The organism is Streptomyces sp. NPDC060184 (assembly GCF_042728795.1).
Lineage (GTDB): Bacteria > Actinomycetota > Actinomycetes > Streptomycetales > Streptomycetaceae > Streptomyces.
Genome location: NZ_JBHWYX010000013.1, coordinates 86,544 through 113,327, shown reverse-complemented (window position 1 = coordinate 113,327; position 26,784 = coordinate 86,544). Strand labels below are relative to the sequence as shown.

Sequence of the window (26,784 nt, the reverse complement as noted above, 5' to 3'; positions counted from 1 at the left end):
TTGCCCTGGCGGCGCGGCGAGGCGCCGTAGCCGTCGCCGCGCACGCACCCGGGACGGCGGGGCTACGGGGCGGCGCTCGGGCTGCGCGGAAGGTGGCGCGAGGGCACCTCCTGTGAGCGCGGGGTGTCTTCCTCGCTGCTTCGAGTGTCGCCGGACCGTCCGGTGTGCACATGTCCGCCCGAATTGTTCGCAGACGCCAGGACATCGACAATCAGAAGGGCCGCTCTGTGGATCAAATGGTTCTCAAGGCTCAGCAATGGGTCAACGCGACGTATTCGGGTGTTTCCGGGTACAACCCGTGCACCGAGAACGGAATGACCGGATGGGAGACGATTTACTGCCTCACCCGGGCACTTCAGCACGAACTCGGCATCACCGCGCTGTCCGACAACTTCGGGCCCACGACCTGGGCGGACCTGAAGGCGTACGGTCCGGTCGGTCGGGATTCCAGCAACGTGAACATGCGGACCATCGCCGAGGCCGCCCTCTACTGCAAGGGCTACAGCGGCGGTGACATCGACGGCGGCTTCAACGTGCCCACCGGGGCCGGGCTGACCGCGCTGGTGGCCGACATGGGTCTGCCGGGGCCGGAGCAGCCGGACCTCAAGATCTACAACGTGGAGCCGAAGGTCTTCAAGGCGCTGCTGACCATGGACGCCTACGTGCTCACGTCCGGCGGCTCCGCCATGATCCAGACCTGTCAGCGGTGGCTGAACGACGCGTACTACGGGCGTGGCCAGTTCTTCGTCGGGCCGTGCGACGGGCACTTCTCCCGCAACGTCCAGCAGGCCCTCGTGCTGGCCATCCAGTACCAGATGGGGCTGACGGACACCCAGGTGACGGGGTCGATCGGCCCGGCCACCGAGGCGGCGCTCAAGGCGTCGGCGTACGTCGGCAACGGCTCGAAGGACTCGGGCTCGGCGGGGTGGGTGCGGCTGTTCCAGAGCGCGCTGGCGTTCAACGGGTACGACGCCCACTGGGACGACGGCGGCGGGACGTACGGTGCGTCGCTGGAGGCCACGGTGAAGGCGTTCCAGCGGTTCAGCTCGCTCCCGGCCTCCGGTGCGGGCGACTACGCGACATGGATGTCGCTGCTGGTGTCGACCGGGGATCCGGACCGCCCGGGCACCGCGTTCGACTGCATGTATCCGCTGAACGCGACCACGATCCAGACGGTGAAGGACAACGGCTATTCCATAGTCGGCCGTTACCTCACGGGCGGCACCAACAAGGTCCTCACGAACTCGGAGATCGCGCTGATCTTCGACAACGGGCTCTCCCTCTTTCCGATATGGCAGGAAGAGGGAAACGCGATCGGCTATTTCAGTGGACCTCAGGGGACCGCGGCCGGAAACGACGCAGCCATGGCGGCGACCGCATTCGGCATCCCGTACGGAACCGTGATCTATTTCTCGGTCGACTTCGACGCGACCGACGACGACATCAGCAGTGCGATCATTCCGCACTTCCAGGGGATCAACAACGGCATCAGCGCGATGGGGAGCCAGTACGCGATCGGCGTGTACGGCTGCCGCAACACATGCCTGCGCCTTGAGGCCGCGGGGCTCACCACGCGCAGTTTCGTCAGCGGCATGTCCACCGGTTACAGCGGGAATCTCGGTTACCCGCTCCCGGGCAACTGGGCCTTCGACCAGATCAAGGACTTCACCCTGGCTCCCGGTACCAGCGGGTCCGTCGAGATCGACAACGACATCGCCTCCGGCATGGACCCGGGCGTCAACAGCGTCACCCGGCCCCGCGACCCCAACGACGCCTTCTACACCTACATGATCTGGGTGGAGGCCAGGGCGGGCCAGTGGATCGACCAGGGAAACACCTCGCGCTCCGCGCAGGAGCTGGTCGCGCAGTATCTCCGGGCCCGCACGTCGAAATACGTGTTCACCGGTTCCGACACGGTATTCGGCGAACTCGACCAGGGCTTCATCGACTTCACGAACACCTATCCCGGCCGGCCCTACGCGGGCCCGCTCCGGGACCCCGACCTGCTGTGGGACATCGACGCCGAGCACTTCGGCGCGTCCTGCGGCGCGGTCATCACCAACGGCGTTCCCGGGGACCTCTCCTCGGCCAACATGACGGACTTCGGGACCTGGGGCGGCGACCTCGTCAGCGTGCTGGCGCAGTTCTACCTGAGCGGGCTCCCCGACGACCAGGCGTACTTCTACGCAGCCGACCAGATCGCCGGAAAGGGCGACAGCACGTACTTCTCGCTCGACGACCTCCTCGCCGACATGGACGCCTACGTCCTGGGCATGCCCGTCAGACAGGGATCCGGCCAACCGCTGTCGACGGGATTCAAGGCGGGCTACGCGTCGTCCGCCGCGGCTGCGGCACGGCGGGCCTCGTACTACTCGATCCGCTTCGGCAGTTCCCCCTCGACGGTGGTGGCCGCCGCTCTCAGCGCCATGACCGCCAACACCGCGGACCTGGAGATGGCCGCCATCCGGGACGCCTTCTGGTACAAGACGACCAGCTCCCTGACCACCCCGACGCCGGGGTTCATGTCCGACACCGCGCTGAACGGTGTGGCGACCGCCTTCAGGGACGCCATCGTCCGGTACTGCTCCTGATGAGGAATCGAGAATTCGACATGAACGACTCGAACATCACCCGTCGGCACGTGCTGGTACTGGGCGGCCTGACCCTCGGCGTCGGCGCCGTCACCCTCGCCGGTCCCGGCCCGGCGTGGGCCGCCACGGCGGGCGACGACGCTGCGGCGGTCGCAGGCGTGGAACTGGTGCCGGTCGCCGCGAGCCCGGTCGCCGTCCTCGCGAAGGTCGGTCACGCGCCGGCCGCGTTCCCCAGACAACTCGCCGTCCAGGTGCGGCACGTGGACACGGACCTGCCGGCCGGGACCCAGGTCGCCATCAGCTACGAACCCCGGATCTACTCTCCGCTGCCCAGCGCGGTGGCCACCGTCGGCACCCGGCGGCTGCGCACGACGAGCGCCATCGCCACCGACCCCGAGACCCTGGTCACCACCTGCACGATCACCCTGGCCGAGGCGCTGCCCGCGGGCAGCAACCCGGTGGTCGTCGTCGGGACCGCGATCCCCGTGCTGTACCCCCGCGACCTCGTCGCCGGACCCGCGGAACCCACCGCGGCCGTGAGTCACAAGGGCACGAGGCCGGGGGGTCGGAAGAACCTCCGGCCCGGTCGCCCGGAGGCCTTCGGCGAAGTCGCCACACCGTGGGGCCTGGAGGTCAGCGGCGTGTGGGACCGGCACGAGTGGGCCGACGGCGCGCGCTGGTACTACTACCCCGCACGGATCACTCTGAGCAGCGTCGGACCGGGCACGGCCCCGGTGGCCGCGGCGTTCTCGGTCGCACTGGACCCCCAGGTGGTCGCGGACGTCCACATCGTCGGCGCCCGGCTCAACGACAAGACGTACGACGCGGGAGCGCGGCTCCTCTCGGACACCCGGACCGCATCGTTGTTCGAGACCCGGTGGACCACGAGGGCGAAGCTCAAGGCCGGCGACCGGCTCGACCTCGAACTGAAGGTGAGGACCCGCACGGTGAAGGGCGACCTGCCGACCGTCAAACACCCGACGGTGAACCTGATCGACATGGGCAACCACGTCACCCAGCGGCAGACCGGCCGGACCACGATGTCACGGAGGGACTCCACGTGGGCGTAGTCCTCGCCTGCGTACTCGTCCTGCCCGTGGTGATCCTCCTGGGGTGGATCGCGTCCTGGTGGGGAACCCGGCGCCTGCGGTGGATCGGGCTGGCCGTCGCGACCGCGGTCTCCGTGGTCTGCGCCGTCATCGGCCAGGACGCGATGGGCCCACGGACGGACCCGCACACCCTCGGCTGCTCCTCGGCCCTGGAGTGCACGGACCTGCGCCCGGTCTTCGTCCTCGCGTCCGGGCTGCTCGGGTTCGTGTCCTGTCTGGTGCTGGCGGTCCTGACGCTCGTGGTCGAGACCGTCGTGCGGGCCCGGAGGAAGGCGTCGGCCTGACCCGGGCCGTCCGGGACGGGGGGGCTTGCAGGACCGGGGTTGCAGGACCGGTCCTGCGAGCCCCCCGTTCCAGCGGATCCGCCGGCCGTGGCCCGGAGGCCGTTGGGGCCCTGCGGGACCCGTCCCTCGACCCTGTGATGCCTCGGCCCCCAGTGGGAATGATCAGCGACCGAACGGTCGTCGATAGCCTGTGCGAAGGATTGGTGTTGAGGGATTTGCTTGGTTGAGGGGGAGGAATGGCGACGCTGTCGTCCAGTTGGGGCCGGGTGGCGTACGCACTCTTCGGCCGCAGGGAGCACCACGTTCGTGCCCGTGATCAGAGCCAGGTCGTCGAGGCGTTGGAACGCCTCCCGCTGGGCGGATCCGATCTGAGGCAGCGGCTTGAGGTCGCAGCCTTTCGGCGCGATCAGGGGTGGGCGGGCTTCGCGGACCTGTTCGTCCACTCGCCGTTGGCGGGTGTTGTCTGGGTGCCGTTGGCGGGGATGATCATCTTTGGCGGCCCGCGGCTCAGTACGGGCTTCGTGGCTCTGATTCTGACGTTCTTCACGGTGGGGATGTGGCGAACTCTCCTTCACCGTCTGCTGATCGCGCGGCTCGTAGGTCCCTTGATGACGATATTCACCGCGTTCATGTGGTGGACGGCAGTCAGCGACAGATCCCAAAGCGCTGTCTCGCCCGCCGTTGCGCAGTCCAGCGTGGGGGTGTTGGTGTTCGGATCGCTTCCGGCTGTCTTCTGGTTCTACCGGAAATGGCGCAACTCCGTCCGCGAACAGGCCCACGCCTACGATGCGTTGGCGATTCTGGGAGTTCGCGTGGCGGACCGGATCCACGGCGAACGCCACCTGTGGCACCAGAGTGGGCGGGTGCGCCGGTGGTGCGAGCTGTTGGAGAACTTCGCGGTCGCGGCTGCCGTCGGCCTGGCCCTCAGGGATCGGGTCGACCCCGTCGACACCGGGTTGCGGCGTCAGCTGCGGGACGAGGCGTCGCGGGTCGCCGAAGCGGTTCGCTCCCACAAGAGCGTCCTGGTCACAGCCAACTGCGTGGAAGATGTGGAAAGGGTCGTCGAGTCTCTGGTCAGCGGAATCGACGCCCTCGTGCGCGAAGACAGAGCGGCTCTGCTGGTCAATGCCCCTGACCTTCCTTCGAGGACGAGTCGACTGCGCACGATGGCCCCTCGTCTGCTTCCCGGGGCGGTGGTCATCGGGCTTTCCTTCGCGCTGCCGCTGGTTCCTGGAATCCCTCCCGCTGTGGAGAGTTCGGCTCGCTGGATGTGCGTACTGGTGGGGGCCAGCATGATCCTCTCGGCGAGCCCGGAAGCCCAAGGCGCCGTGCGCGACGTTCTGGGCAAGGCGCTTCCCTTCAAGTAGAGCCCGTTCCGGGACCGCGCCGGGCCTGAGGGTTGTCCCGCACTTCCCGGTGGGTGCGCGACGACGGCTGCGGCACCTCGCCGCGTTGCGTGGTCATTCAGTGGGCCCCTCGTCCGCCCGGTTCGCCGAGCGCGGTGTTCACCGCAGCGCCGCGCCCGTCCCCGCCTGGCCGCGGCGGATGACAAAGGGCCCTCCGGCGCCGGGGGTTCGCGCCGGAGGGCCCATGTCCGTCTCGGGGCGGTCAGGCGTGGGAGGACGTGCGCGCCTTGATGGTGAGGGCGGCCAGGGACATCATCACGGCGCCGAACAGCGCGGCGCAGGCGTACATCGCGAAGCCGATGTCGGCGTTGCCGGCCGAGATCAGCGCGCCGCCGATCCACGGGCCGAAGATGGCGCCGAAGCGGCCCATGCCGGAGACCCAGCCGAGGGCGGTGGGGCGGTCCTCGTCGTTGTGGTGGGTGCCCACGGTCGCGTAGACCATGGTCTGGCCCGAGAAGAGCAGCAGCCCGGCGAAGAAGACCACCGCGTACAGGACGCCGACCGACATCTGGACGCCCATGAGGTAGACGAAGACCGCGGTCAGGACGAACCAGGCGACGACGACCTTGCGGGGGCCGATCCGGTCGGCGGTGCGGCCGGCGACGAGCATGCCGCAGATGCCGCCGACGTTGAGGAACGTCGAGAAGAGCAGGGAGTCCCCGGTGTCGTAGCCGAGGTCGACCATGATCTTGGGCAGCCACTGGCCGACGCCGTAGACGAGGAGCAGGCCGGCGAAGGACGTCAGCCAGAAGCAGAGCGTGGTGGACCACTGGCCGCCGCGGAAGAGGTTCTTCAGGGCGTCCAGCTTGTCCGTGCCGTTCGCCTTGGGCTCGGGCAGTTCGGTGCCGAAGTCGGCGGCGAGCAGTTCGGCGTCGGCGCGGCGCCCGCGGGTGAGGAGGTTGGTCGGCGACTCGGGCAGCAGCTTGAAGGCGAGCGGCAGGAGGATCACGGCCGGTATCGCGGAGACGAAGAAGGCCGAGCGCCAGCCGTGGTCGTCGACCAGCCAGAGCGCGATCAGCGGGGCCACGGCCCCGCCGGTCTGGTGGGCGGTCATGATGACGCCGGTGGCGAGGGCGCGGCGGCCCTTGGAGGTGAACTCCATGCCGTACGAGATCGCGATCGGCAGCAGGGCGCCCAGGCCGAACCCGCACACGAAGCGGAAGACGCCGAACTGGCCCACGGAGTTCGACCAGCCGGTGCCCAGGGTGGCGAGGGTGAAGATCACCACGCTGGTGAAGACGGTGACGCGGCGGCCGATCCAGTTCGACGCCATGCCCGACAGGATCGTGCCGAGCAGCATGCCGAAGTTGGCGTAGCTGCCGATCGTGCCGGCGGCGTCGGGCGTGAGCCCGAGGCTGTGGCCGCCGAGCATCTTCGGGAGCACGGATCCGTAGATGAACGTGTCGATGCCGTCGAGGAGGACGAGCCCCCAGCACAGGGCGATGACGGCGTTGCGGCTTCTGCGGGCGGCCGTGGTCCCGGTCGCCTGGGCGATCCGGGAGGGGGCGGAGGAGGACATCGTTGGTTCCTCTCGTGCGGGATGCCAGGGCGGTACGGGGCCGTGGGCCCTGGCTGCAAGGGATGAGGCCGGTGCGGCTCGCGCGGGCCGGTGAGGGAGCGGGGTGGCGGAGCGCCCCTGGGGCCGCGGACTTCGGGGGGAGTCAGCGGCCCGGTGTGGCCGGACACGCGGTGGGGCCGGTCGTGCGGTGTTGCTAGACAGTAGGAAGCCGCCGACGACACGTCAACACTTTTGTTAACAATTACGGCAACGATTGGGCCCCGGGTGCCGCACAGGACGCGCACGGACTCCGTGCGGTCTCTGCGGCGCGGCATCCCGGGGCCGGATGCGCGGGGCCGGACGCACGGGGCCTCGGGCCGGGCGCGCGGGGACGTATGACGGGGGCCGAGCGCGCGGGCCGGGCGCGCGGCCGGACGCGCGGGTCGGTCAGGCCTGGACGGGGGGCGTGCCGTGGGTGTGGAAGGACTCGATGGTCTTCAGGCCCCAGGCCTGGCCCTTCTTCCGCTCCTCCTCGGTCCAGGTGACGAGCGGCCAGTCGGGGGCGAGGACGAGCCGGGTGAGCGGGTTGCAGAGCTCGATCCGGTTGCCGCCGGGCTCGTAGACGTAGAGGAAGAACGTCTGCTGGATGGCGTGCTTGTGCGGGCCGGTCTCGATGAAGACACCCGTGTCGATGGCGAGATCGGCGGCGCGCAGGATGTCCTCGCGGGTGTCGGTGGCGAAGGCGATGTGGTGCAGCCGGCCCTCGCTGCCCGTCCAGTCGGACGTGTAGACGACGTCGTACGACTTGTCGGTGAAGGTCAGCCAACGGGCCCCGATCCTCCCCGAGTCGAGCTGGATCTGCTCGGTCGGCCGGGCGCCGAGAACGTGTTCCTGGAACTCTGCGTTGGCCAGGACGTCGGCCGCGAGGAAGTTGATGTGATCGAGACGGCGCACGCCGACGCCCCGGTTCGGTTTCGCCTGCGGCTGGTTCTTGAGGGCGGGCCTGAGCGCCTCGGGGGCCTGGTAGTGCTCGCTCTCCCAGTACAGGGCGTGCTCGTGACCGTCCGGGTCGGTGGTGACGTAGAGCCTGCCGATGCCGGGCTCGTCCTCGGCCCAGTGGCCGGTACCGCCCGCCGCCTCGACGGCCTCGACGCGGCGTCGGAGTGCCTCCTCGCTGGAGGTGCGCAGGGCGAGCCGGCCGAGGCCCGGCTGCTCGCGGGCGGTGAGGACGAGGCTGTGGTGCTCGTAGTCGTCGAAGGTCCGGAGATGAACGGTGTCGCCGTCCTGCCCGTTCACGGTGAGACCGAGGAAGTCGGTGAAGAAGGCGACCGAGGCGTCCAGGTCCGGGGTGAACAGCTGGACGTGGCCGATGTGTGCGATGTCGCCGAGCGGCGGAGTCATGCCCGATCTCCTGTCAGGGGTGCGTTCGGCGGCGCCGTCCCGGTCGACCTGGGGAAGACGGTGCCGTCGAAGATCTTGCGTGCCGTACGGACCACCGCGGTGCGGTGGGCCCGGGGCCGGTTGTCCGAAGCGCGGTCCAGACTGCTCTCGATGTCTGTGAATCCGCTGGGATGCTCGATGCGGAGCCGTCCGCCTCGCGCCGGGGGGTCCGCGATGCCCTGCGCGACACTTCCCCCGACGAGCAGTCCCGCCGCCACGCTCGCGGCGCCGAGGACGCCGATCGCGGTGTGGCAGCGGACCGGGATGAAGGTACGGGTGGTGACCGCGCCCCCGTGGAGCGGCGGGGCCAGCAGCGTCAGCTTGGGCACGGTGGCACCGGAGACGTCGCCGAGCCCCATCGCCTCACCCGCCGCCAGCCGGATGTCCCGGAGGCGTCCGGCGAGCCTCTCGTCCGCCTCCAGCTCCGCGGGGTCCTCGTACCCGGTGACGCCGAGGGCTCCGGCGGGTACGAGGACGGTCGGCATGCCGTTGTCCACGCAGGTGACCTCGGTGCCCGCCACGGTGTCGCGTACGTTCCCCGTGGGCAGCAACGCCCCAGCGCCCGGCGGGAATTCGATGACGACGGCAGCCGCGCTCCCGGGCACCCCGGATATCTCCGTGTCGCCCCCGTACTCCACCCGGCCGCCGGGTGTCGGGAACGTCGCCGTGGCGAGGTCGCCGGAGTTCAGCATGCGGATGCGGACGGAGGTCCGGTCGTCGCCCGGGGCGACCAGCCCGCGCTCGACGGCGAACGGGCCGACTCCGGCGAGCAGGTTGCCACAGTTCTGACGATCCGACACATGAGCCTCTGTGACGCCCACTTGGAGGAAGAGATAGTCGACGTCGGCCTCGGGTCCGGCGGAGGCCGAGACCACGGCCACCTTGCTCGTGAGCGGATGGGCGCCGCCGAGACCGTCGATCTGGCGCGGGTCCGGGCTGCCCATGATCCGCAGCAGCAGCTCGTCCCTGGCGGCGGGGTCCGCGGGCAGGTCGCCGGCCAGGAAGTAGGCGCCCTTGGAGGTGCCGCCCCGCATCAGCATGCAGCGGATGCCCTCGGCCCCGGTCACGAGGAGTGCTCCTCGTGGGTGCGGTACTCGACGCCGAGCCGATGGAGCGTTTCCCGCAACCCGTACCGATCCAGACCGAGTTGCCCCTCTTGGAAGGCGGCTCGTGCCGCGGCCTCCTTCCGCTCGCGCGCCTCGGACGCCTCGGCGGTCCGCCGGGCGCGTTCGCGTGCGACGACCACCACGCCGTCGTCGTCGGCGACGATCACGTCGCCGGGGCGCACCACCTGGCCGCCGATCACGATCGGTACGTTGACGCTGCCGCCGGTCGCCTTGACCGTGCCCTGCGGACTGACGGCGGCCGACCAGGCGGGGAAGCCCATCGCGCGCAGCTCGGCGGTGTCCCGGATGCCGGTGTTCATGACCACGCCGCGCACGCCGCGCCGCTTCAGGGCCGTCGCGAACAACTCGCCGAACAGGCCGTCCGTGCAGGGCGAGGTGGTGGTGACGACGAGGATGTCGCCCTCGCCGCACTGCTCGACCGCCGCGTGGATCATGAGGTTGTCGCCGGGCCAGCACAGCACCGTGACGGCGGTGCCCGCCACGCGTACGTCCCGCTGCACCGGGCGCAGGTGGGTGCCGAGGAAACCGGTGCGGCCCATCGCCTCTCCGACGGTCGCCGTCCCGTATCCGGCGAGCGCCTCGACGTCCGCCGCCTCGGCCCTGGGCGGGCCGGTGACGATCACGCCGGGCATCAGGCGAGCTCCTTCGCGATCTGCGGGTAGGGGCGCATGAAGGCCTCGGCCATGGTCCTGTGGGCCAGTCCCAGGTTCGGGCCCGCGTTCCGCTTGAGCTGAACTCCGCGGCGTACGGCGAGGTCGGTGTAGTAGTCCCACAGGTGCTGCTGCGCACCCAGGCACTCCATGGCCTTGCGCTTGGTGTCCCAGACCTCGGTGATGTCGAGCAGAACCTCGGGCCTGAAGCCGCTCATCTCGGGCTGGTGCGGCTCGAAGTAGAAGACGGGCGGGGCGCCGATGATCTCCCCCTCGCCGGGGTAGCCGATGGCCTGGGCGAGGACGCGGGCCTCCAGGGCCATGCGGTTGGCGGCCGGGTGGTCGCCGTTGTACGGATCCTCGACCGGGTGCGTGAGCACGACGTCCGGCTGCGTCTCGCGGTAGACCGCGACGAGCCGGTCGGTCAGTCCGGCGGTGGCCACCAGCGGGTAGTCCCCGGCGTCGAAGAAGCGGACCTCGGCACCGAGCGCCGCTGCGGCGCGCTCGGCCTCGTCACGGCGGAGCGCCTTGATCTCGTCGAGCTTCTTCCCCTCCCGCCAGGCCTTGGCGGACTCTCCGCGCTCGCCGAAGGTCAGGCAGGCGATGGTGACCTTCTCGCCGCGCGCGGCGGCGAGCGCGATGGCACCGCCGGCGCGCCACACGAAGTCCCCGGCGTGGGCGGTGACGACCAGTGTCGATCGAGTGGTGACGGCAGGCGCGCCGGTGGCGTCGGTCATGCTGTATCTCCTTGGTGACAGGTGCGCACCCGCCCCAGGAGCGCGTCAGTCGTCGCGCAAGGCGTCGATCACGCTGCTGAGGTGGGCGCGTACGGCCCCTTCGGCCGCTCGCGGATCCCTGGCGGAGATCGCGTCGACCACCGCCAGATGCTCACTCAGGGACTGCCGCGGACGCCCTGGGCGCAACGCCAACTGGAAGCGGTGACGCACCAGTTGGGCGTTGAGCCGCTCCAGGAGGGCGACGGCCGTCCGCTGGCCGGAGACGACCCGGATCAGGGTGTGCAGCTCGTGGTTGAGCTCGGAGTAGGAGACCGGATCGCCGCCGGCCACCGCCTCGGACATGGCTTTGCCCAAGTCGGTCAGCTCGTCGATCTGTGCGTCGGTCGCGACCTCGGCGGCCTTGGCGGCGCACAGCCCTTCGAGCGCCATCCGGCACTCGGTGATCTCCACGGCCTCCTCGATCGTGACCACCCGCACCCGTGAACCGCGGTTGCGGATCCGCTCGACCAGACCCTCGGAGGCCAGGTCGAGCAGGGCCGCCCTGATGCTGGCGCGGGTGACGCCGTACTGCTCGGCGAGTTCGTTCTCCACCAGCCGTTGAGCCGGTGCCATCCCGCCTCGCAGGATCGACTCCCGCAACCGCCCCAGCGCGTACTGCTTCGCCTGCTCTCCGGAACCTGGACGGGCCTCCTCCGGCATGTGCCCTCCCTGAGTGAGTGCTCGTCGAAGCTAAATCCAGCGAACAGAATTGTCAACGATTTTGTCTGCATCCCGTCGGAGGCGGTCCCGTGCGGCGCGGGCCGCCACCGACGGGTGGGATCTGCTCGACGGGACCTGCTCGATAGGACCTCGGGTCTCCTGGTCGGGGGTGCCCAGGTGGTGTCCGGGCCGAGGACGAGGGGGCGGGGCCATCCCGACAACGCGGCAAGCGTGCGTGCCAGACACCGCCCGACAGGCGGGACTTTCACAACACGGCCCAGCTGCCGGCCACTGGCCCGCATACGGGCGGCGCGGATGGGGTCGGAGGGCTCGGAGTAGTCGGAGAGGGGGCGCGGAGCGCGCGCCATCGAGCGCCCCGCCCAGGCGGTACGGAAGGAGCCGGACTCGATGGCGGTGACAGGGATGCCGAAGGGGGCCACCCCGACATCGGCCCGCTCGACCTGATGTACCAGTCCTTCGACGTCCGGGGCGCGCCGGGCCGGCACCTGGTGATCCACCACGCCGAACCGGGAAGCCCGAGCGCCCGGGCGCTGTCCCTGCTGGGCAGTCTCCACGCCACCCGACCCGGAACCGGGAGTCCCCGGCGGAGCGGCAGTGACGCTGCCCGCCTGGGCGGCGGGTGCTCCTGCGCGGAGGCGACGGTGCCTCCGCGGTCCAGGAGGGCCGGGGTGCGGCGCGGTGCCGCACCCCGGTGGCGCCGCGTCAGCCCTGCGCGGCGGCGTCGCCCGTCTGCCCGGCGGTCGCGTCCTCGGCCGCGGCGGCCTTCTCGCGCATCTTGCGTACCAGCTCCGCCTTCTGGTCGGCGGCGCCCTGGCGGTCGAGGTTGCGGTGCGGGCCGTTGTTCTGCCGCTCGGTGCGGGACTGCCGCTTTCGCTGGCCGCCGCCCATGCCCACGGGGTTGTTGATGTTCTTGCTCACGGGTTCTCCCGGCTGATGTGAAGTGATCTGCGGATCGGTCTACGGGGGACGGGATATCCCCATCTCGGCCGCGACGTGCGCGACCGGCCGGCCAACCTGGACGCGTTCGACCAGGATCCGCCTGCCGTGCACGGTCAGCCGGGCATTACGGTGGGACACGAAGACCTCCGTGCGTGGTGTGGAGCCTGGACGCCTCCACCACACCGGAGGTCTTCGCCACGATCAAGATTCCTGCCAGCGTTAACAATGCTCGTGATCAATACACCTAAGGGTTGTCACGCAATTCCTGGTGGGTGCGCGACGACAGCTACGGCACCTCGCCGCGTTGTCGGAACGTCCGCATACATCCAGTATGCGGACGCCCCTCCGCCTTGCGATGCACCGCATCTGACGCCGCGCACTGATCCACCACGAATTGCGGGACAACCCTTAGGGTTGTCACGCGCTCACTCGTAGAGCGGTGTCTGGAAGAACATGGCCAAGACGTTACGGCATTCCCGTACGGCAGGCTCGCGGGACAGCCCTGGTGCACCGGCGGGAGGCCGACCCGCTCGACGCTCAGGCGGCCGGCCCCGGGTGCATGCCGAAGAGCGCGTTGACGGCCTCGATGCGCGAGTTGACGCCGAGCTTGGCGAAGACGTTGCGGAGGTGGCGTTTGACGGTTCCCTCCGTGATGCCCAGCCGCTTGCCGATCTGCCGGTTGCTGAGCGCCTGGGCGACCAGGGCCATGACCTCGTCCTCGCGCGTGGTGAGCGGCGACTCCTCGGGCGCCGCGGCCGGGCGGGGCGATCCGGCCGAGGGGGCCGTGCCGCCCGTGTGGAGCTGTCGGTGGATGGTGCTGACGAGCACGGTGCGGGAAACGGACTTGTGCAGATAGGCGTGGGCCCCGGCGGTGAGCATGTCGGAGACCAGGCCTCTGGGCTCGTGCATGGTCAGCACGATGATCTTCGAGCACGGGCGTTGGGCGCGGAGTGCGCGGACCGTGGCGACGGGCCCGCAGCCCGGCATCTCGGCGTCCAGCAGGATCACGTCGGGCCGGGTGCGCGCGGCCTCGTTCACGGTACTCGGACCGTCCCCGGCCTGGGCGACCACTGTGAAACCGGCCTCCTGCCGGAGCATGTCGCAGAGCGCCTCGCGCAGCAGCCGGTGATCGTCCGCGGCGAGGATCCTGACGCTCATGTGTCCACGCTCTGCAGCTCGGTCATGGCCTCCAGTGGGATGCGCAGATCGATGGTGGTGCCGTTGCCCGGCCTGCTCCTGACCTGGAGGAGGCCGCCCAGCGCGTCCACCCGCTCGCGCATGGTGCGCAGCCCGGCGCCGGAGCCCCAGGGGTGGTCCTGTGCGTCGAATCCACAGCCGTTGTCGGAGACGATGCCCTCGAACTCGCGCGGTGAGACGTTGAGTTCGACGATGACGGTCGTAGCCCGGGCGTGCGAGAACGCGTTGCGCAGGCACTCCCGGAGCACAAGGAAGATCTGTTGCCGCTGCTGCTCCTGGAGCCACTCCTCGTCACCGTTCAGATCCACGGTGATCTCCGTACCGGGCGGGGCCTCGCTGCGCGCGTACCCGCGGATGCTCTTGAGCAGCCCCTCCTCGCTGATCACCCGCAACCCGCTCACCAGCGTGCGGGTGAAGCGAAAGGAATCGGCCAAGGCCTGGCGTACCTCGCCGAGCCGCTGGTGGGCGCCCGTCTCCGCCTCGAAGACGTCCAGCCGCCGCAGTGCCAGGGCGAGGCTGCCGCCCAGGTGGTCGTGGACCTCGTGGGCCAGTTCGATGCGGCGCTGCCCGTTCGCCTCTCCCACGGTGTGCAGGGTCGCCGCCTCGTAGCCGATCAGCGCCGCGTCGATGCGACGGGAGATGATCGTGTACAGAAGGTTCACGGCCGGCATGAGGAGGGCCCGTCCCTCCTGCGGAGGACGGGTGGACAGGGCGCGGTCGATGGCGCCGAGCGCGACCGAGAACAGCCGGTGCGCGGCGCGCACGGACTCGGCGGTCGGCACGCGCTGCATCGCGCGGCGGTAACCGACCACGATCGACGTGAACTCACCCTCGGCGGCGAACGAGTCGACGCCGTCGGCGAGGAAGTCGGTGAGTTCGCCCATGATGTCACGGGCCTGGCGTTCGCACTCGGGCCAGATGTCGGGTCGCAACAGCAACGGGCTGTCCCCGAACTGAAGTTCTTCGCGGTACTCGGCCACCGCGGTGTCGATGAATTCCTGGCGCTCCTGCTCGCACGTGAGATCCAACGTGTGCCCCCACACATATCGACGGCCCCGCGTGCGAGCGCCGTCGATCGGCACGTCGGATGACTCCTCGTGTCGGCGGGGTCACAACCCCGCCCCCCTGGAGTGGAAATGATGCTACGGACACACATTCGCAATCAACAGCACCCCTCTGTCGACGCGGCCGACGAAGGGCGATTTTCAGACAGATGCAGTGGCTGTAAGTTGATGTTTCAAGGAGTTGGCTGGTCAGCGAGGCGCAACAGCGGGGCTATCCGGCCAAAGTGGCGCAACCAAATACGAGGGTGGCCAGATACTGAGTGATCATGAATGCCCGATACGGGGCCCGTTCCGGCCATCCGGCGGAACGGAGACAGAGCAGGGCGACCGCGATCGCGCCGCAGAGGACGACCGAACCTCCGTACGTCAGCGGGTGATCCCACTCCGCTGCGGCGAAGGTGGACGCCGATCCGATGGCGAGCGCGCAGAAGGCCGTGAACCGCCGCGCGGCCGACAGGCCGTGGACCACCGCCATCGTCCGCCGGCCCGCGGCCCGGTCCCCGGCGAGGTCGCCGAGGTCCTTGGCGGTGGCTCCGACCAAGCCCATCCACAACGACAGGGACAGCGCCACCAGCCCCAGGCGCAGGTCCCACGCCCCGCCCGCGGCGTGGCAGCCCGCCCCGAACGTCGCCAGGCCCATCACGGTGACCACCGCACCGGCCGGGAGACTGCGCCGTTTCGCGGCGAACGGGGGCACCGAATAGACCGCACCGGCCATCAGCATCACCAGCGCGTAGCCGAGCCGGCCGGGGTCGTCCCAGCACAGCACCAGCCCGGCGGCGTCGAGCAGCACCGTGACGAGCCAGGCCGTGCGGACCCGCAGGAGTCCGGAGGCCAGCGGGCGCCGGGAACCGTTGCCCCGGTCCTCCGGCAGGTCCATGATCCCGTTCAGCAGGTAGGCGCCCGCCGTCACGCAGAACCATGACACCGCGCCCGCGGCGGCCCCCGCATGCAGGTTGCGCAGGTGGGGCTGCGCCAGCAGCAGGCCCGCGCCGAACCGCATCAGGAAGACCATCTGCACTACGGGGCGGGCCTCCCGGAGGCTGAGGCCCAGTATGCGGAGAGGTGAACCGGACGTACGGACATCGATCACGGCGGGCGCGGTTGTGGTTGACATGGAAAGATCGTGACCGAAGTCCGGGACATGCGCCCGGACTTCGGTCGCTCCCTCCTACCACTTAGGAGGTACGCACCCCCCTGACGAGCGGCACGAACCACAGATCCGGCAGGATCTCGGTGGCCGGCCCGGCGGCCACGGACGCCCGGCCGACGGCGGACGCCCCGGGGCCGGGCCGCTGCGCCGCGTCGGACGCGCCGACGCCCAGCGCGAGCAGAGCGTCGGCCCCGGTACGCGCGAGCGAGTCGCGCAGCCGGCCCGGGTCACCCGTCATCCGTCGGCCGCGGTGGTGACGAACTCGTGAAAGCTGTACTCGCGCAGCTTCAGCTGGGCGTGAATGTCGCCGCCCAGCCCGAAGTGGCCTATCGCACCACCGTAGTTCTGCTGATAGCTCATCCACAGCAGGACCACGTTCACGATCCGGCGCGGACCCGGGGCCCCCGGGGCGGGGAACGGGTTGGGCAGCACCGCCCGGTACCTCCCCTTGCCCGCGCCGTCGGCGAAGAAGGCGTTGGGGATACCGAGCGGCCCCGGCCGGAAGGGGCCGTGCGGCTCGGGGGAGAGGTCGCCCTCGCGCAGCGACATCACGGTGTACATGCTGTCCGGTACGAGCCCGGCGAACTCGAAGGCGAACTCGGCCGCGTGTCCCCCCTCCACCACGGTGACGTCCAGGGAGCCGGTCGCCCGCACCCACTGCCCGAGCGTGACGGGCTCGGCGACCCGACGCCCGTCCTCGGGGCGCAGGTCCGGGATCGGCACCTCGTGGAAGGCGTAGCTGGGGCGTACCACCCGGTGGGCGTCCGGGAGTTGGTCCGGCGCGAACAGCATGGGGTAGTTGTTGCACGGCAGGGGCAGCGGCAGCGTGTGCAGCACCATGTCCCGGTCCGCCTGGGTGAGGGCGTTCGGGTCCTCGGGCAGCTCGCGCACGATGCGGTGGGGCGCGTTGTCCCCGTGCGGCGGCAGCGGGCTGTCCGCCGAGACGATCGCCGCCCCCCACGCGGAGGACGTGGTCCCGTCCGCCGCGGCCCGGTTGACCCTGCCGATGACGACGAAGTCACCGTTGGGGTCCATGACCTCGCTGGGCGGGTAGGTCGGACCCTGGGTGGTCAGACTCAACTCGTAGGAGCGGTGCATCACGCCTCGACCAGGGAGTAGGTGGTGGTGTGCAGGCCGCCCTCGCCGCCCTCGGCGATGATGTACTTCTCGCGCACCTCGGTGAGGATCGCCTCGTACGCGGGGGTCTTGAACACGGCGTTGTGGACGGCCGGGGCGACGGAGAAGCCGGCCACGAACAGCACCCCGGGCTCGGTGCTGAGCAGCGAGTGATAGGCGAGGAACACCTCCGACTCGTCGGCGGCGCGCACGGTCTCGAAGATCGTGCGGTCGCGCCAGGCCCGGTACTCGTCGAGCACCGGCGGGCGCACCTCGACCCGGCGGAGCTGGACGAACGGCGTCGTGGGGAGTGCCTCGTCGGTGTTCTTCGGCGCCTCGACGAACTCGACCACCTGGCGGTGGACGTCCGCGCTCAGCTCCGGCGCCAGGTCGGTCCAGAGCTTGTTCCACGCCGGACGGAGCGTCTCCAGGTCCGCGAGGGAGTCCAGGGGCCGGAGTTCGAGCAGCGCCGAACTCTCCAGCGAGCGGTACAGACGGGCGCCCGCCGGTCGGTCCAGATGCCGCGACCAGGTGGCGACCGCGCTGTCGAAGCGGTCGGCCGTCACGGGTGCTTCGGTGACGAGCAGCAGGGGAGTGGGCATGGAGGTGCCTTTCTCGGAGTTGTACGACGGAAGGTCGGGTGCGACGGAGAGTCGGAGTCGTACGGCAGGGAGCCGGGTACGACGTGTGGCACGGCAGGGAGCCGGAGCCGTACGAGGGAGGGGAAGGGAGCCGCGGAGACGTCCGGAGACGTCAGAGCAGCGAGACCGGGGAGTGCCTGGACGGCGTGAAGGCGTCGACGCGCACCCGGCTCCACACGCCGCCCGTCCAGAACGGGTCCCCGTCGAGATGGGCGCGCACCTGAGCGGCGTCCTCGGCCGCCACCACGAAGAGGCTTCCGGCGGCAGTGCCGTCCGACGGGTCGCTGAGCATCCCGTACAGCGAGGCCGGGAGCGGTCCCTCGCGCCACCAGGCGGAGTGCGCGGGGCGCAGAGCGGCCCGGGCGTCGGCGGATCCGGGAGCGTCCGAGCAGTGGACCACCCAGAGGCCGGCGGTCACCGTGCCACCGCGGCCACCGGCGGCGCCACGGCGGCGAGCGTGTCCCGGACCGCCTGCCGAGCCGCCATGGACTCCTGCCGCCGGGCCAGCGGTTCGGGCACGATGTGCAGCCGTACCTCGAACTCGGCGGCGGCCCGGCCGTTCTGGAGGATCACCAGGAGCGCCTCCAATGAGCGTCCGGCGGGCCCTTCGAGGTCGGCCAGGGGCCGGTACTCGATGGTGGCGGGGAGCGGGAAGACGAAGCTGTGGAAGGCCGAGCGGATCGCGCCGATGACGAAGCGGGTGGGCTCCTCGCCGACCAGCAGGTGCTGCTCGGCCACGACGGTCCAGGCCTGACGCGCGGCCTCCAGCAGGGTGACGGCCGGAATGTGCTGGCCCGTCAGGTGGTCCTCCAGCACCTCCACCCGCTCGTCGAGCAGCAGCGGTGCACGGTAGTGCCCGTCGTCCGTCGGCTCCACGGGGCCGACGAGCACGTTCTTGTCGACGCGCTTGTGCGTGAGGTGCCGGTCGACGGGCAGCGGAACGTCGTTGCCGCTCAGCGCTGACAGCCGTACGCGCTGGTCCCTGGTCAGGCCCTGTCCGGGCACCAGTACGGTGGCGGCGTCCAGGTGGCCGGCCTCCAGGTCGGCCAGGACGGCGGAGGCCGCGAGGGCACCGCGGTTGGTCAGGAATTCCTCGAAGCGGTCGCCGACGACGACGGCCGGAGCGGATGACACGGTCGGTTCCTCCGGGACTCAGATGGCTATGGATACCGTCATGGCGGCGTGGTACGCGTCGACGAGGTCGCCGACGGTGCGGACGTCGGAGATGAGCAGGTCCTCCGCGAACGGGTCCACGCCGGTCTCCAGTTCGAGCATGATGAGGAGGCGCGCGAGCAGGAGGGAGCCCAGTCCCGTGTCGGCGAGCGCGTGGGACTCCTCGGGCCGCTGGGTGCTTCCCGATTCGGCGAGCAGCTCGGTCAGGGTGGAGAGCACGATGGTGTGTACGTCCTGGCGGTCTAGCATGTGATGCCTCCGTCGACGATGAGGGTCTGGCCCGTGATGAACGAGGAGCGGGAGGAGACCAGGAAAGCGATCGCGTCGGCGATCTCCTGCGGATCGGCGAGACGGCCCAGGGGGGTCCGCTTCTTGATCCGTTCCCGGTTCAGGTCGGTGACGTCCGAGGTGAGCGCGGACTCGAAGTAGCCCGGCGCCAGGGAGTTGACGCGGATGTTCAGCGGGCCGAGCTCACGGGCCAGGCTGCGGGTGAACCCGTCCAGCGCCGCCTTGGTGGCCGAGTAGACGGCCACCCCCCGGTACCCGCGCACGGCGTTGATCGACGAGACGGTCAGGATGTGACCGCCGCGCTGCGCGCTCATCACCTTGGCGCAGGCCTGGGTGAGGATGATGGGCCCGGTGAGGTTGCCGGCGATCGACGCCTCGATGCGCTCCGGCCGGCTGGTCAGGAAGAGCTCCTGGCCGTCGAGGAGCGCGGCGTTGTTCACCAGCAGGTCCACTCGCCCGAACGTGGTGCGGACCCGGGCCACGAAGCGGCGCAGGGCCGCGTGGTCGGCCAGGTCGACGGCCTCCCAGAGGAACGCGTCCGGCGAGGTCTTCTGCCGCTCCTCGGTGAAGTCCGAGGGCGAGCGGCTGAAGGTGGCGACCTGCCAGCCATCGGACAGCAGCCGTTCCGCCACCAGCCGCCCCAGCCCGCGGCTGCCGCCGCTGACGACGGCGACCGGACTCACGCGGGGCTCCGCATCTTCTTGAAGCGCTCGGAGTGCTGCTGCCGCGCGGAGACCTCGATGAGCGCCGGGACCTTGAACGCCTCCAGCCGCTCGGCGCAGTGCGCGCGGGCCCTGCGGGCGAGTTCGGCCTCGTCGCAGGGGACGGCCGGCTGGAGGACCGCGCGCACCACCATGCCGGTGACGGGGCTGGGCCGTCCGCTGACGGTGACCTCGGCGACCTCGGGCAGCTCCAGCAGGACGCTCTCGACCTCGCTGGGGTAGACCTTCTCCCCGCCGACGTTGATGATCTCCGAGCGCCGGCCGAGGATGCGTACCCACTCCCCGTCCTGCTCGACGACGTCCTGGGTGTTGAAGTACCCCTCCTCGTCGAAGGGGGCTTCCGCGTTGAGATAGCCCAGCATCGCCATGTCGGACTTGATCCACAGGATGTCGTCGACGATCCGGTAGTCGAATCCGGCGCCGCCGAGCTTCACCCAGAGCGTCTCGTCCCCGCGCGACTTGGTGGGCAGGATTCCCAACTCCGAGAGTCCGTAGGTCTGTTTCATCCTGACGCCCGGCAGCGTCTGCGCCAGCCTGCGCAGAGTGCGCAGGGGCATCGGTTCGGTGCCGTACGTGATCAGGCCCAGGGCGGAGGTGTCGAAGCGTTCCGCCGCACCGGATATGAGCACCATGTTGAGGAAGGTGGGCGTGGTCGGCAGCACGTCCACCCGGTGCTGGGCGATGGCCGAGAACACCGCGTCGGGCGTCCGCTCCGGAACGGTCACCACCGTGCCGCCGTGGCACAGCGTGTGCAGAAGCGTGTTGACGCCGCCGATGTGGTCCAGGCTCAGGAAGGAGAGGATGCGGCGGGGCCGGCCACCATCGGCGTACCTGCTCAGCACCTTGGTGAAGTCGAGCACGGACGCCTTGCTGCGGCCGGTGGTGCCCGAGCTGAAGAGGACCAGTCCGGGACGGGCGGCGTCGCGCAGCCCGTCGTACAGCTCATGACCGGCGCGGACGCCGGTGCGATGGGCCCTGCGCGGCCCCTGGTCGGCCGGGAAGAGGGAGACCTCGACCTGCGCGACCTCCAGGAACTCGGTGCGCTTGGCGGCAGGGAGATCGGTCAGCGGGACGATGATGGCGCCCCGCTCGATCAGGGCGAGCAGCCCGGCACAGGCATCGGGCGAATAGCGGCCCTCCAGGGTGACCACCTCGCCCGGGACCACGTCGTGCGCGTCGAGGAATTCACGCCATTCCGCCACCAGGCCGAGAAGGTCGTCATAGGTGTGCACGGTGTCGTGGAAGACGATTGCTTCGGACGGTCCGTACTGCTCCATCGTCCGTATCACAGAATCAAGCACGGGAAGCTCCGGTCGTAGGAAGTCCGGGATTCGTGATACTGACCCTAGAATCCGGCGCGAATGTGCCGCAACGGCTCTTTGGAGCGGTGGAGCGTCCATACCCGGGCGGCTACTGTTCCCTTTGTTTCTCGGTCCGTCCGCCGGCCGCCCCAGCGTTCACGGGGGCGTTACGGAAAGGGCGACCACCGGAAACAGGAAATCCGGACCACGGCTCCGGGAGGGAGCGGTGATCCGGATTTCGGTGGAGGCCGACGGCCCCCGGTACCGCGCGGGGCCCGGCGCCGGGGCCCGGCGCGGGCCCCCGCGCCGCGGTGGGGGCTGTCGTACGTACGGCCCCGGGGACGGGCCACGCGGAAGGAGAGGGCGGTGCGCGGGGGCGGCCGTCAGCGCGCGGCCTCTTCGGGCAGCGCGGCGACCGGCCCGGGTGCGGGGGCGGCAGCGGCGGGGGCGGCGGCGGCCGGGGCCGGGGCGGGGTGGCGGGAGGAGATGAAGACGCCCACCAGCACGACGGCGCCCGCGCCGACCTGCACCAGGGTGACGGGCTGGCCCATCGCCAGCGAGGCCAGGACCGTGAAGACCGGGACGAGGTGGAAGAAGACCGCCGTGTCGGGCACGCCGAGGTGACTGACCCCGTAGTTCCAGAAGATGTAGGCCAGCACCGTCGACAGGATGCCGACGAAGGCGAGCGCCCACCACACGCCCGCCGGCTGGGAGGTGAAGGTGTGCGCGTCGGGGCGCGGCCCGACCGCCAGCACCGTCAGCCAGAGTCCGGCACAGCCCATCAGGGTGGTCAGACCCGTGGTGAGGACGGGCTTGACGCCCTTGAGGAAGCGACCGCCGATGACCGAGTAGGCGGCCAGGCAGAACGTCGCGCCGAGGCAGAGCAGGTCGCCGACGTTGGGGGCCTGGAGCCGCTGCACGGAGCCGGAGAGGATCAGTACGGCGACTCCGGCGAAACTGACGGAGGTGCCGATGCGGTGTCCCCGGCCGATGCGCTCGTGCAGGAAGGCCCAGGCGATGAGCGCCGTCAGGAGCGGATTGGTGGCCTGGATGAGCGCGCCGTTGGTGGGGGTCGTGTGGCGCAGCCCCAGGAAGAGGAACAGGTTGAAGACGACCACGCCGATGCCCGCCATGGCGAGGAGCGGCTTCCACGCGCGCTTCAGGGTGTCGAGTGCCTCACGGGCCCGGAAGCCCAGGATGACCAGGGTGAACACCGAGGCGAGCGAGTAGCGCAGCGCGGCCGAGAGGGCGGGTGACAGATGGTCGACGGTGTAGCCGACCAGGTTGAACGTCGCGCCCCAGAACAGGGCGGTGAGAACCAGCAGGGACTGGATCACGCGCCGGTTCACGAGGCCACCGCCGGTTGGCGTTCGTACAGCCCGTCCAGCTCGGCGAGTGCCGCGGGGGCCGCCGGCAGCCGGTCCCAGCCCAGCCTTACGGCGTACTCGTCCAGCACCGGGTCGGCTCCGACCGCGTGCGGATGTCCGACCTGCGTGAGCATCGTCAGGTCGGAGGCGTGGTCGCCGTAGGCGTGGCAGTCCTCGAAGGCGAAGCCGAGCTCCCGCACGGTCTCGCCGAGCGCCTGCCCCTTGGCCGTACCGATCATGGGGCGTTCGACCTCCCCGGTCAGCAGGCCGTCACCGTCGACCAGGGGCTCGGAGCACAGGATGCGGTGGGCCGGAAGATCCCCCGTGAGGGGTTCGAGGCAGCCGCGGAAGGATCCCGAGACCAGGACGACGGTGTCGCCGGCCGCGACGTGGGCCCGCAGGGCGGAGACCGTGGCGCGGACGAACCCGTCGGGCCGGAGCCGGTAGGCGTCGTACCAGGCGCGGGCCGCGGCCGTCAGCTCCCGCTGCGAAACCCCGGCGAACCTGCGGTAGTAGAACCGGTTGATCTCGGTCCGGTCGGTGCCGCTCGCCGCCATGGCGTGCACCTGCCGCATCACGGCGGCGTATTCCTCCTCCTCACCTCCCCGGTCCACGATCCAGCTGTGCAGGAAGTCGAACATGCTCTTGGCGGTGATCAGTGTCTCGTCGACGTCGAAGAAGGCCGCGCGTGCGGACTCGTTCATGAGGTGGATCTCCTTCGGGCAGGCGGGCGGGCAGGCGGGCGGGCGGGCGGTTCAGCCGACGCTGAGGTCCAGCGGGGGAGTGGGCGACTGGGGGCGGCAGAGTCCGTCACGCAGCGCCAGCGCCACCGCGGACGTACGGTTCGAACAGTCCAGCTTGGACAGGAGGCTGGCCACCAGACGCTTGGCGCCGTGCTCCGAGATCCCCAGCCGTCTGCCGATCTGACGGTTGCTCAACCCCTCGACCAGCAGGGTGAGGGTCTGCTGCTCGCGTGGGGTGATGCGGGGCCGGGCGGCCCGCGACGGGACCGGCTCCTCCCGCCAGGCGAGCACGATCCGCTCGAACAGCCAGAAGGGAACGGGCGGGTCGTCGGCGGCGCACGCGGTCAGGGCCGCGCGCAGGGTGTCGGCCGTGAGGCTGGAGGTGTCGGCGTAGCCCAGGCCGCGCAGACTGGGCAGTTCGCGCGGGAACTCCGGAGCCGAGCCGTCCACCAGCAGCAGGACGCGGTGGCCGCCCTCGACGACGCTGCGCAGCAGACCGAGTTCGGCACCGAGATCGGCCAGGGCGAGCACCAGCACGGAGCCGTCGGCGGCGGGCGTCCGGAAGGCGGCGTGCAGGGTGGCGCCCGGATCCGGAGTGCAGCTGACCCGGCCCACTTCACCGAGTCCGGACGCCATGTGCTGGACGCCGAACCGCTGCAGGTCGTTGCGGAGGGCCAGGGTCACATCGAGAGCGGGGAGTGCCTGTGCGGTGCCGGCACTGCTATGCATGGGCCAACCTCTCGTCGTTTTCTCCTGTCGACTGCAAATTAGCCCGCGTCGTCGGGGGAATTGATGCGTCTACCTCCAAGGTGGTAGACGGGCCCAGGTGTAGGACACACCAAGAAACTCAAAAGAAAGTAAAGCGCAGGACAGGCCCTGCCGGAAGCCCGCAGAATTCCGCTCACGGAAAGTCTTTGTTCAGGACGGGGAAACATTGGCGTCGGCGGTCAGCCGGCCCGCCTTTCCCCAGCTCTCCGGGGCGACTTCGTGTATCCACACCTGGACGGCCTCGGGCGGCATCCCGTACGCCTTGACGAACGCATCGGTGATGAGAGTGACGAGTTCGCGCTTCCGCTCGGTCGACTGCGGTCCCTGCTGGACGGTGACGATGGGCATGACGAGGCTCCCTGGATGAAGGACGACGGTACTTTCGAGGCCCCGTACGGGGCTCTTCGATTCCAGCCGAGGAGCGCATGACGTCCAAGAGGCGTTCGGCGAAGGCAGCGATCAGTTTTCGTGATGGGACGCCGTACGACGGGGCAGGCGGCGGTGGGACGGCCCACGCCGGACGCCCGGTACGGCCCGAGGTGCCCCGGGCCGGGTCAGCAGCGTCCGCACGCCTCGTACGGTCCGCGGTCCCCGGCCGGGTCAGCAGCCGTCCACGCGCCCCGTACGGTCCGTACCGCCCCTGCTCCCGGCACCGCTCGTACCGCCCGCACCGTCCGTGCTCGCCGTGCCGTCCGTGACGGTCAGTTCGACGCACAGGCTCAGGAGCCGCCGCACGGCCGCCGCGGTGTCGTCCTCGCGGGCGAGGACGGAGGTCTCCATCCACAGCCCGGAGCCGGACAGGGAGCGGAACGTGACGCGCGGGGTGTGCAACTGGCGTGCCTGGGAGGCGTAGACGACGGTCCAGGACGGCCCCCCGCTGCCGATAGCGGCGAGCGTGTCGTGCAGCGAGCCGGGCGTGGCCGCGGTGACCGGCTCGAAACCCGACACATGGCAGGCGGCGGTGACCAGGTCGACCAGCGCCGGATGGCTGCGCCGACTGGTGAGACGCAACGGGAGCGCGGCCAGCCGGATCAGGTCGAGCGCCCCGTCCTCGGCCGCGGGGTGAGCCGCCGGCAGCGCCACCAGGACCTCGTCCCGCCACACCGGCACGGTGGTGAGCCCCTGGACGGGCAGGGCGGCTCGTACGAACGCGGCGTCCAGCCGCCCGGTGCAGACGGCCTGGACGCGGGCCTGAACGGGCAGGGAGACCAACTCGGTGCGCACACCGGCCGTATCCCGTGCCAACGCGTCGAGGAGGAGGTCGAGACGGTGGCCCATCCCCGAACTGGTGCCGAGCCGCAGCACGGCGCCCTCGGTCTCTACGGCGGCCACGGCGGCCCTGGCCTTCTCCTCGATCAGCAGCATCTCGCGGGCGTGGGCCAGCAGCACGAGCCCGCCGGGCGAGAGTCTCACCTGGCGGGCCGAACGGTCGAACAGGTCGCAACCGAGCTCGCGCTCCAGCCGCCGCACCTGTTGGCTCACCGCCGACTGGACGATGTGCAGCCGCTCGGCCGCCCGGCCGAAGTGCAACTCCTCGGCGACCGTGAGGAAGTAGCGCAACTGGCGTAGCTCCACAGGAAATCGCCGCTCCTCACCGCCGCCCCGGCGCTCGTCCCCGATGTCGCCCGGTCACTCTACCGGGGGCTGCCGGTCGCTCTCTGCGGCTCTCGGCCACGTCCGGGCCGGTGGCCGGCGGTGGCCCGCGGCAGTTCCGCCGCTCGTCCTCCGCCGCTGGTTCTTCGCTGGTTGCTACGCGTCGTCCGCGGAGAGGAGCGTCGCCACTGCCTTCGGGGCCTCCAGACTCACCAGGTGGCGGACGTCGGGGACGACGGTCAGACGCGCGTCGCGCAGATCGGCGGCGATGCCGCGCATGAGGGCGGGCGGAGTCGTCGGGTCGTCACCGCCCGCGACCAGGCGGACGGGGACGCCGATGAAAGGGAGGTGCGGCCGGGTGTCCAGCTTCGTCAACGCGTGCCAGCCGCCCACCCAGTCCGCGACCAGGGCGCGCAGGACCGATTCGCGCGCGTAGCGCACCTCGTCGGCGTCGCGGGCGAGGAATTCCGGGCTGAACCACCGTTCCAGCGTGGGGCGTACCTGGGGGGCCATGCCGTGCAGGGAGGCCGAGGCGGCCCGTTCGGCATAGGCGGCCTGAGGGTCGGCGGCGGCGGCGATCAGGTCCAGGCGGCGTACCAGGCGCGGATGGTCGACGGCCAGGGTCTGGGCGATGGCCCCGCCCATGGACACCCCGGCCACCTGGGCGCTTTCGATGTCCAGGTGCCCCATGAGCGCGGCCAGGTCGTCGGCGAAGGCGTGGAGTGAGCCCGGGGGAGTGGCGCCGCGGCCGAGGCCGTGTCCACGCAGGTCGTAGGCGATGACCCGCCGGTCGTCCGGCAGTTGCTCCAGGACGGGGTACCAACTGCGGTGGTCCAGCCCGAGGGCGTGGATCAGGATCAGCGGCGGCCGGACGGAGCGGGCACCGTGCGCCGCCGGCCGGTCGAGCACGGCGGTGGTGTGGTCGGCGAGTCGGAGCGTGGTGAGCACCGCGCCGGAGGGAACGGCGAGGGAGGTGCGGAGCGGGACGGTGGGAAGCATCGCGACGATTCCTGCCTGGGTCGGCACCGCGCCCCCGCGGAAACCGGGGCCGGTTCCCGCGGGGGCGCGGTGGGGTGACGTGCGGACTGCCTGGCGTTCGACCGGCCGGTCGCGGACCGATGCCCCTGCGTTGGCGGGCGGACGCGGCCGATGTCGCG

28 protein-coding genes and 2 pseudogenes are annotated in these 26,784 nt (G+C 70.6%); 5 read left to right on the top strand and 25 right to left on the bottom strand.

What is annotated here, in order from left to right; translation table 11 throughout:
* The first annotated feature begins 314 nt into the window (after window positions 1-314).
* The 4 genes from ACFWEE_RS11685 (at window position 315) to ACFWEE_RS11670 (ending at window position 5,351) form a co-directional block, all read left to right on the top strand.
* Window positions 315-2,591: a glycoside hydrolase domain-containing protein gene (locus ACFWEE_RS11685; RefSeq protein ID WP_386888419.1), complete on the top strand. Its 2,277-nt coding sequence runs from the start codon at window positions 315-317 to the stop codon at window positions 2,589-2,591.
* Window positions 2,592-2,611: 20 nt separating this feature from the next.
* On the top strand, window positions 2,612-3,661 hold the full coding sequence (locus tag ACFWEE_RS11680) for a hypothetical protein (RefSeq protein WP_386888418.1): 1,050 nt from the start codon (window positions 2,612-2,614) through the stop codon (window positions 3,659-3,661).
* The gene (locus ACFWEE_RS11675; RefSeq protein ID WP_386888417.1) at window positions 3,652-3,984 is read left to right on the top strand and encodes a hypothetical protein; all 333 of its coding nucleotides are present in this window, start codon (window positions 3,652-3,654) and stop codon (window positions 3,982-3,984) included. Before ACFWEE_RS11680 ends, ACFWEE_RS11675 begins: the two co-directional genes overlap by 10 nt.
* A gap of 236 nt (window positions 3,985-4,220) precedes the next feature.
* Entirely contained in the window at window positions 4,221-5,351 is a 1,131-nt protein-coding gene (locus tag ACFWEE_RS11670) for a hypothetical protein (protein ID WP_386888416.1), read from the top strand.
* Between the two features lie 241 nt (window positions 5,352-5,592).
* On the opposite strand, the gene ACFWEE_RS11665 is transcribed toward ACFWEE_RS11670, so the two are convergent.
* The 6 genes from ACFWEE_RS11665 to ACFWEE_RS11640 form a co-directional block, all read right to left on the bottom strand.
* Complete coding sequence (locus ACFWEE_RS11665) at window positions 5,593-6,909, bottom strand: MFS transporter (protein WP_386888415.1); 1,317 nt, start codon at window positions 6,907-6,909, stop codon at window positions 5,593-5,595.
* Between the two features lie 426 nt (window positions 6,910-7,335).
* Complete coding sequence (locus ACFWEE_RS11660) at window positions 7,336-8,289, bottom strand: VOC family protein (protein WP_386888414.1); 954 nt, start codon at window positions 8,287-8,289, stop codon at window positions 7,336-7,338.
* Window positions 8,286-9,368: a 4-oxalomesaconate tautomerase gene (locus ACFWEE_RS11655; protein WP_386888464.1), complete on the bottom strand. Its 1,083-nt coding sequence runs from the start codon at window positions 9,366-9,368 to the stop codon at window positions 8,286-8,288. The genes ACFWEE_RS11660 and ACFWEE_RS11655 overlap by 4 nt, the downstream gene beginning before the upstream one ends.
* Before the next feature lie 23 nt (window positions 9,369-9,391).
* Complete coding sequence (locus tag ACFWEE_RS11650; RefSeq protein ID WP_386888413.1) at window positions 9,392-10,087, bottom strand: 4-carboxy-4-hydroxy-2-oxoadipate aldolase/oxaloacetate decarboxylase; 696 nt, start codon at window positions 10,085-10,087, stop codon at window positions 9,392-9,394.
* Complete coding sequence (locus tag ACFWEE_RS11645; protein WP_386888412.1) at window positions 10,087-10,842, bottom strand: PIG-L deacetylase family protein; 756 nt, start codon at window positions 10,840-10,842, stop codon at window positions 10,087-10,089. Before ACFWEE_RS11645 ends, ACFWEE_RS11650 begins: the two co-directional genes overlap by 1 nt.
* 45 nt (window positions 10,843-10,887) lie before the next feature.
* On the bottom strand, window positions 10,888-11,541 hold the full coding sequence (locus ACFWEE_RS11640) for a GntR family transcriptional regulator (protein ID WP_386888411.1): 654 nt from the start codon (window positions 11,539-11,541) through the stop codon (window positions 10,888-10,890).
* Between the two features lie 437 nt (window positions 11,542-11,978).
* Here ACFWEE_RS11640 and ACFWEE_RS11635 point away from each other — a divergent pair.
* Window positions 11,979-12,152: pseudogene (locus tag ACFWEE_RS11635) on the top strand (transcriptional regulator); the annotation flags it as partial.
* Between the two features lie 112 nt (window positions 12,153-12,264).
* Here the strand turns inward: ACFWEE_RS11635 and ACFWEE_RS11630 are convergent.
* The 19 genes and pseudogenes from ACFWEE_RS11630 to ACFWEE_RS11540 all read right to left on the bottom strand — a co-directional run bounded on the left by ACFWEE_RS11630 (window position 12,265) and on the right by ACFWEE_RS11540 (window position 26,626).
* A complete protein-coding gene (locus ACFWEE_RS11630; RefSeq protein WP_386888410.1) occupies window positions 12,265-12,480 on the bottom strand; it encodes a DUF6243 family protein in 216 nt (71 codons plus the stop codon).
* A gap of 48 nt (window positions 12,481-12,528) precedes the next feature.
* Window positions 12,529-12,639, bottom strand: a pseudogene (locus ACFWEE_RS11625) (IS481 family transposase); the annotation flags it as partial.
* Window positions 12,640-13,038: 399 nt separating this feature from the next.
* On the bottom strand, window positions 13,039-13,659 hold the full coding sequence (locus ACFWEE_RS11620) for a response regulator (protein WP_386888409.1): 621 nt from the start codon (window positions 13,657-13,659) through the stop codon (window positions 13,039-13,041).
* Window positions 13,656-14,726, bottom strand: coding sequence for a sensor histidine kinase (locus ACFWEE_RS11615; RefSeq protein WP_386888408.1), 1,071 nt, complete (start codon window positions 14,724-14,726; stop codon window positions 13,656-13,658). Before ACFWEE_RS11615 ends, ACFWEE_RS11620 begins: the two co-directional genes overlap by 4 nt.
* Before the next feature lie 247 nt (window positions 14,727-14,973).
* Window positions 14,974-15,879: a UbiA family prenyltransferase gene (locus ACFWEE_RS11610; protein ID WP_386888407.1), complete on the bottom strand. Its 906-nt coding sequence runs from the start codon at window positions 15,877-15,879 to the stop codon at window positions 14,974-14,976.
* 61 nt (window positions 15,880-15,940) lie between these two features.
* A complete protein-coding gene (locus ACFWEE_RS11605) occupies window positions 15,941-16,153 on the bottom strand; it encodes a hypothetical protein (protein WP_386888406.1) in 213 nt (70 codons plus the stop codon).
* Complete coding sequence (locus ACFWEE_RS11600) at window positions 16,150-17,013, bottom strand: hypothetical protein (protein ID WP_386888405.1); 864 nt, start codon at window positions 17,011-17,013, stop codon at window positions 16,150-16,152. The genes ACFWEE_RS11605 and ACFWEE_RS11600 overlap by 4 nt, the downstream gene beginning before the upstream one ends.
* Window positions 17,013-17,633 carry a hypothetical protein gene (locus ACFWEE_RS11595; RefSeq protein WP_386888404.1) on the bottom strand — a complete coding sequence of 207 codons (621 nt, stop codon included), beginning with the start codon at window positions 17,631-17,633 and terminating at the stop codon, window positions 17,013-17,015. Before ACFWEE_RS11595 ends, ACFWEE_RS11600 begins: the two co-directional genes overlap by 1 nt.
* Window positions 17,634-17,784: 151 nt before the next feature.
* Complete coding sequence (locus tag ACFWEE_RS11590; RefSeq protein WP_386888403.1) at window positions 17,785-18,090, bottom strand: YciI family protein; 306 nt, start codon at window positions 18,088-18,090, stop codon at window positions 17,785-17,787.
* Entirely contained in the window at window positions 18,087-18,806 is a 720-nt protein-coding gene (locus ACFWEE_RS11585) for an AfsA-related hotdog domain-containing protein (protein WP_386888402.1), read from the bottom strand. The genes ACFWEE_RS11590 and ACFWEE_RS11585 overlap by 4 nt, the downstream gene beginning before the upstream one ends.
* 18 nt (window positions 18,807-18,824) lie before the next feature.
* Window positions 18,825-19,094 carry a phosphopantetheine-binding protein gene (locus ACFWEE_RS11580; RefSeq protein WP_386888401.1) on the bottom strand — a complete coding sequence of 90 codons (270 nt, stop codon included), beginning with the start codon at window positions 19,092-19,094 and terminating at the stop codon, window positions 18,825-18,827.
* Window positions 19,088-19,816 carry an SDR family NAD(P)-dependent oxidoreductase gene (locus tag ACFWEE_RS11575; RefSeq protein ID WP_386888400.1) on the bottom strand — a complete coding sequence of 243 codons (729 nt, stop codon included), beginning with the start codon at window positions 19,814-19,816 and terminating at the stop codon, window positions 19,088-19,090. The genes ACFWEE_RS11580 and ACFWEE_RS11575 overlap by 7 nt, the downstream gene beginning before the upstream one ends.
* Window positions 19,813-21,156: a class I adenylate-forming enzyme family protein gene (locus ACFWEE_RS11570; protein ID WP_386888399.1), complete on the bottom strand. Its 1,344-nt coding sequence runs from the start codon at window positions 21,154-21,156 to the stop codon at window positions 19,813-19,815. The genes ACFWEE_RS11575 and ACFWEE_RS11570 overlap by 4 nt, the downstream gene beginning before the upstream one ends.
* A 383-nt stretch (window positions 21,157-21,539) precedes the next feature.
* Window positions 21,540-22,505: a DMT family transporter gene (locus ACFWEE_RS11565; protein WP_386888398.1), complete on the bottom strand. Its 966-nt coding sequence runs from the start codon at window positions 22,503-22,505 to the stop codon at window positions 21,540-21,542.
* A complete protein-coding gene (locus ACFWEE_RS11560) occupies window positions 22,502-23,227 on the bottom strand; it encodes an HAD family hydrolase (protein ID WP_386888397.1) in 726 nt (241 codons plus the stop codon). Before ACFWEE_RS11560 ends, ACFWEE_RS11565 begins: the two co-directional genes overlap by 4 nt.
* Before the next feature lie 51 nt (window positions 23,228-23,278).
* Complete coding sequence (locus ACFWEE_RS11555) at window positions 23,279-23,995, bottom strand: LuxR C-terminal-related transcriptional regulator (RefSeq protein ID WP_386888396.1); 717 nt, start codon at window positions 23,993-23,995, stop codon at window positions 23,279-23,281.
* A 189-nt stretch (window positions 23,996-24,184) separates the two neighbouring features.
* Complete coding sequence (gene dmpI, locus ACFWEE_RS11550) at window positions 24,185-24,382, bottom strand: 4-oxalocrotonate tautomerase DmpI (RefSeq protein WP_386888395.1); 198 nt, start codon at window positions 24,380-24,382, stop codon at window positions 24,185-24,187.
* Between the two features lie 252 nt (window positions 24,383-24,634).
* Entirely contained in the window at window positions 24,635-25,609 is a 975-nt protein-coding gene (locus ACFWEE_RS11545; RefSeq protein ID WP_386888394.1) for a LysR family transcriptional regulator, read from the bottom strand.
* A 174-nt stretch (window positions 25,610-25,783) separates the two neighbouring features.
* A complete protein-coding gene (locus ACFWEE_RS11540) occupies window positions 25,784-26,626 on the bottom strand; it encodes an alpha/beta fold hydrolase (protein WP_386888393.1) in 843 nt (280 codons plus the stop codon).
* Window positions 26,627-26,784: the final 158 nt, after the last annotated feature.

Bases quoted from the DNA above. Each gene is read 5' to 3' on its own strand.
- ACFWEE_RS11685 (WP_386888419.1), top strand. From the start codon at position 315: ATGACCGGATGGGAGACGATTTACTGCCTCACCCGGGCACTTCAGCAC.
- ACFWEE_RS11680 (WP_386888418.1), top strand. From the start codon at position 2,612: ATGAACGACTCGAACATCACCCGTCGGCACGTGCTGGTACTGGGCGGC.
- ACFWEE_RS11670 (WP_386888416.1), top strand. From the start codon at position 4,221: ATGGCGACGCTGTCGTCCAGTTGGGGCCGGGTGGCGTACGCACTCTTC.
- ACFWEE_RS11665 (WP_386888415.1), bottom strand. From the start codon at position 6,909: ATGTCCTCCTCCGCCCCCTCCCGGATCGCCCAGGCGACCGGGACCACG.
- ACFWEE_RS11660 (WP_386888414.1), bottom strand. From the start codon at position 8,289: ATGACTCCGCCGCTCGGCGACATCGCACACATCGGCCACGTCCAGCTG.
- ACFWEE_RS11655 (WP_386888464.1), bottom strand. From the start codon at position 9,368: ATGCTGATGCGGGGCGGCACCTCCAAGGGCGCCTACTTCCTGGCCGGC.
- ACFWEE_RS11650 (WP_386888413.1), bottom strand. From the start codon at position 10,087: ATGCCCGGCGTGATCGTCACCGGCCCGCCCAGGGCCGAGGCGGCGGAC.
- ACFWEE_RS11645 (WP_386888412.1), bottom strand. From the start codon at position 10,842: ATGACCGACGCCACCGGCGCGCCTGCCGTCACCACTCGATCGACACTG.
- ACFWEE_RS11640 (WP_386888411.1), bottom strand. From the start codon at position 11,541: ATGCCGGAGGAGGCCCGTCCAGGTTCCGGAGAGCAGGCGAAGCAGTAC.
- ACFWEE_RS11620 (WP_386888409.1), bottom strand. From the start codon at position 13,659: ATGAGCGTCAGGATCCTCGCCGCGGACGATCACCGGCTGCTGCGCGAG.
- ACFWEE_RS11610 (WP_386888407.1), bottom strand. From the start codon at position 15,879: ATGTCAACCACAACCGCGCCCGCCGTGATCGATGTCCGTACGTCCGGT.
- ACFWEE_RS11605 (WP_386888406.1), bottom strand. From the start codon at position 16,153: ATGACGGGTGACCCGGGCCGGCTGCGCGACTCGCTCGCGCGTACCGGG.
- ACFWEE_RS11600 (WP_386888405.1), bottom strand. From the start codon at position 17,013: ATGCACCGCTCCTACGAGTTGAGTCTGACCACCCAGGGTCCGACCTAC.
- ACFWEE_RS11595 (WP_386888404.1), bottom strand. From the start codon at position 17,633: ATGCCCACTCCCCTGCTGCTCGTCACCGAAGCACCCGTGACGGCCGAC.
- ACFWEE_RS11580 (WP_386888401.1), bottom strand. From the start codon at position 19,094: ATGCTAGACCGCCAGGACGTACACACCATCGTGCTCTCCACCCTGACC.
- ACFWEE_RS11560 (WP_386888397.1), bottom strand. From the start codon at position 23,227: ATGAACGAGTCCGCACGCGCGGCCTTCTTCGACGTCGACGAGACACTG.
- ACFWEE_RS11555 (WP_386888396.1), bottom strand. From the start codon at position 23,995: ATGCATAGCAGTGCCGGCACCGCACAGGCACTCCCCGCTCTCGATGTG.
- dmpI (WP_386888395.1), bottom strand. From the start codon at position 24,382: ATGCCCATCGTCACCGTCCAGCAGGGACCGCAGTCGACCGAGCGGAAG.
- ACFWEE_RS11540 (WP_386888393.1), bottom strand. From the start codon at position 26,626: ATGCTTCCCACCGTCCCGCTCCGCACCTCCCTCGCCGTTCCCTCCGGC.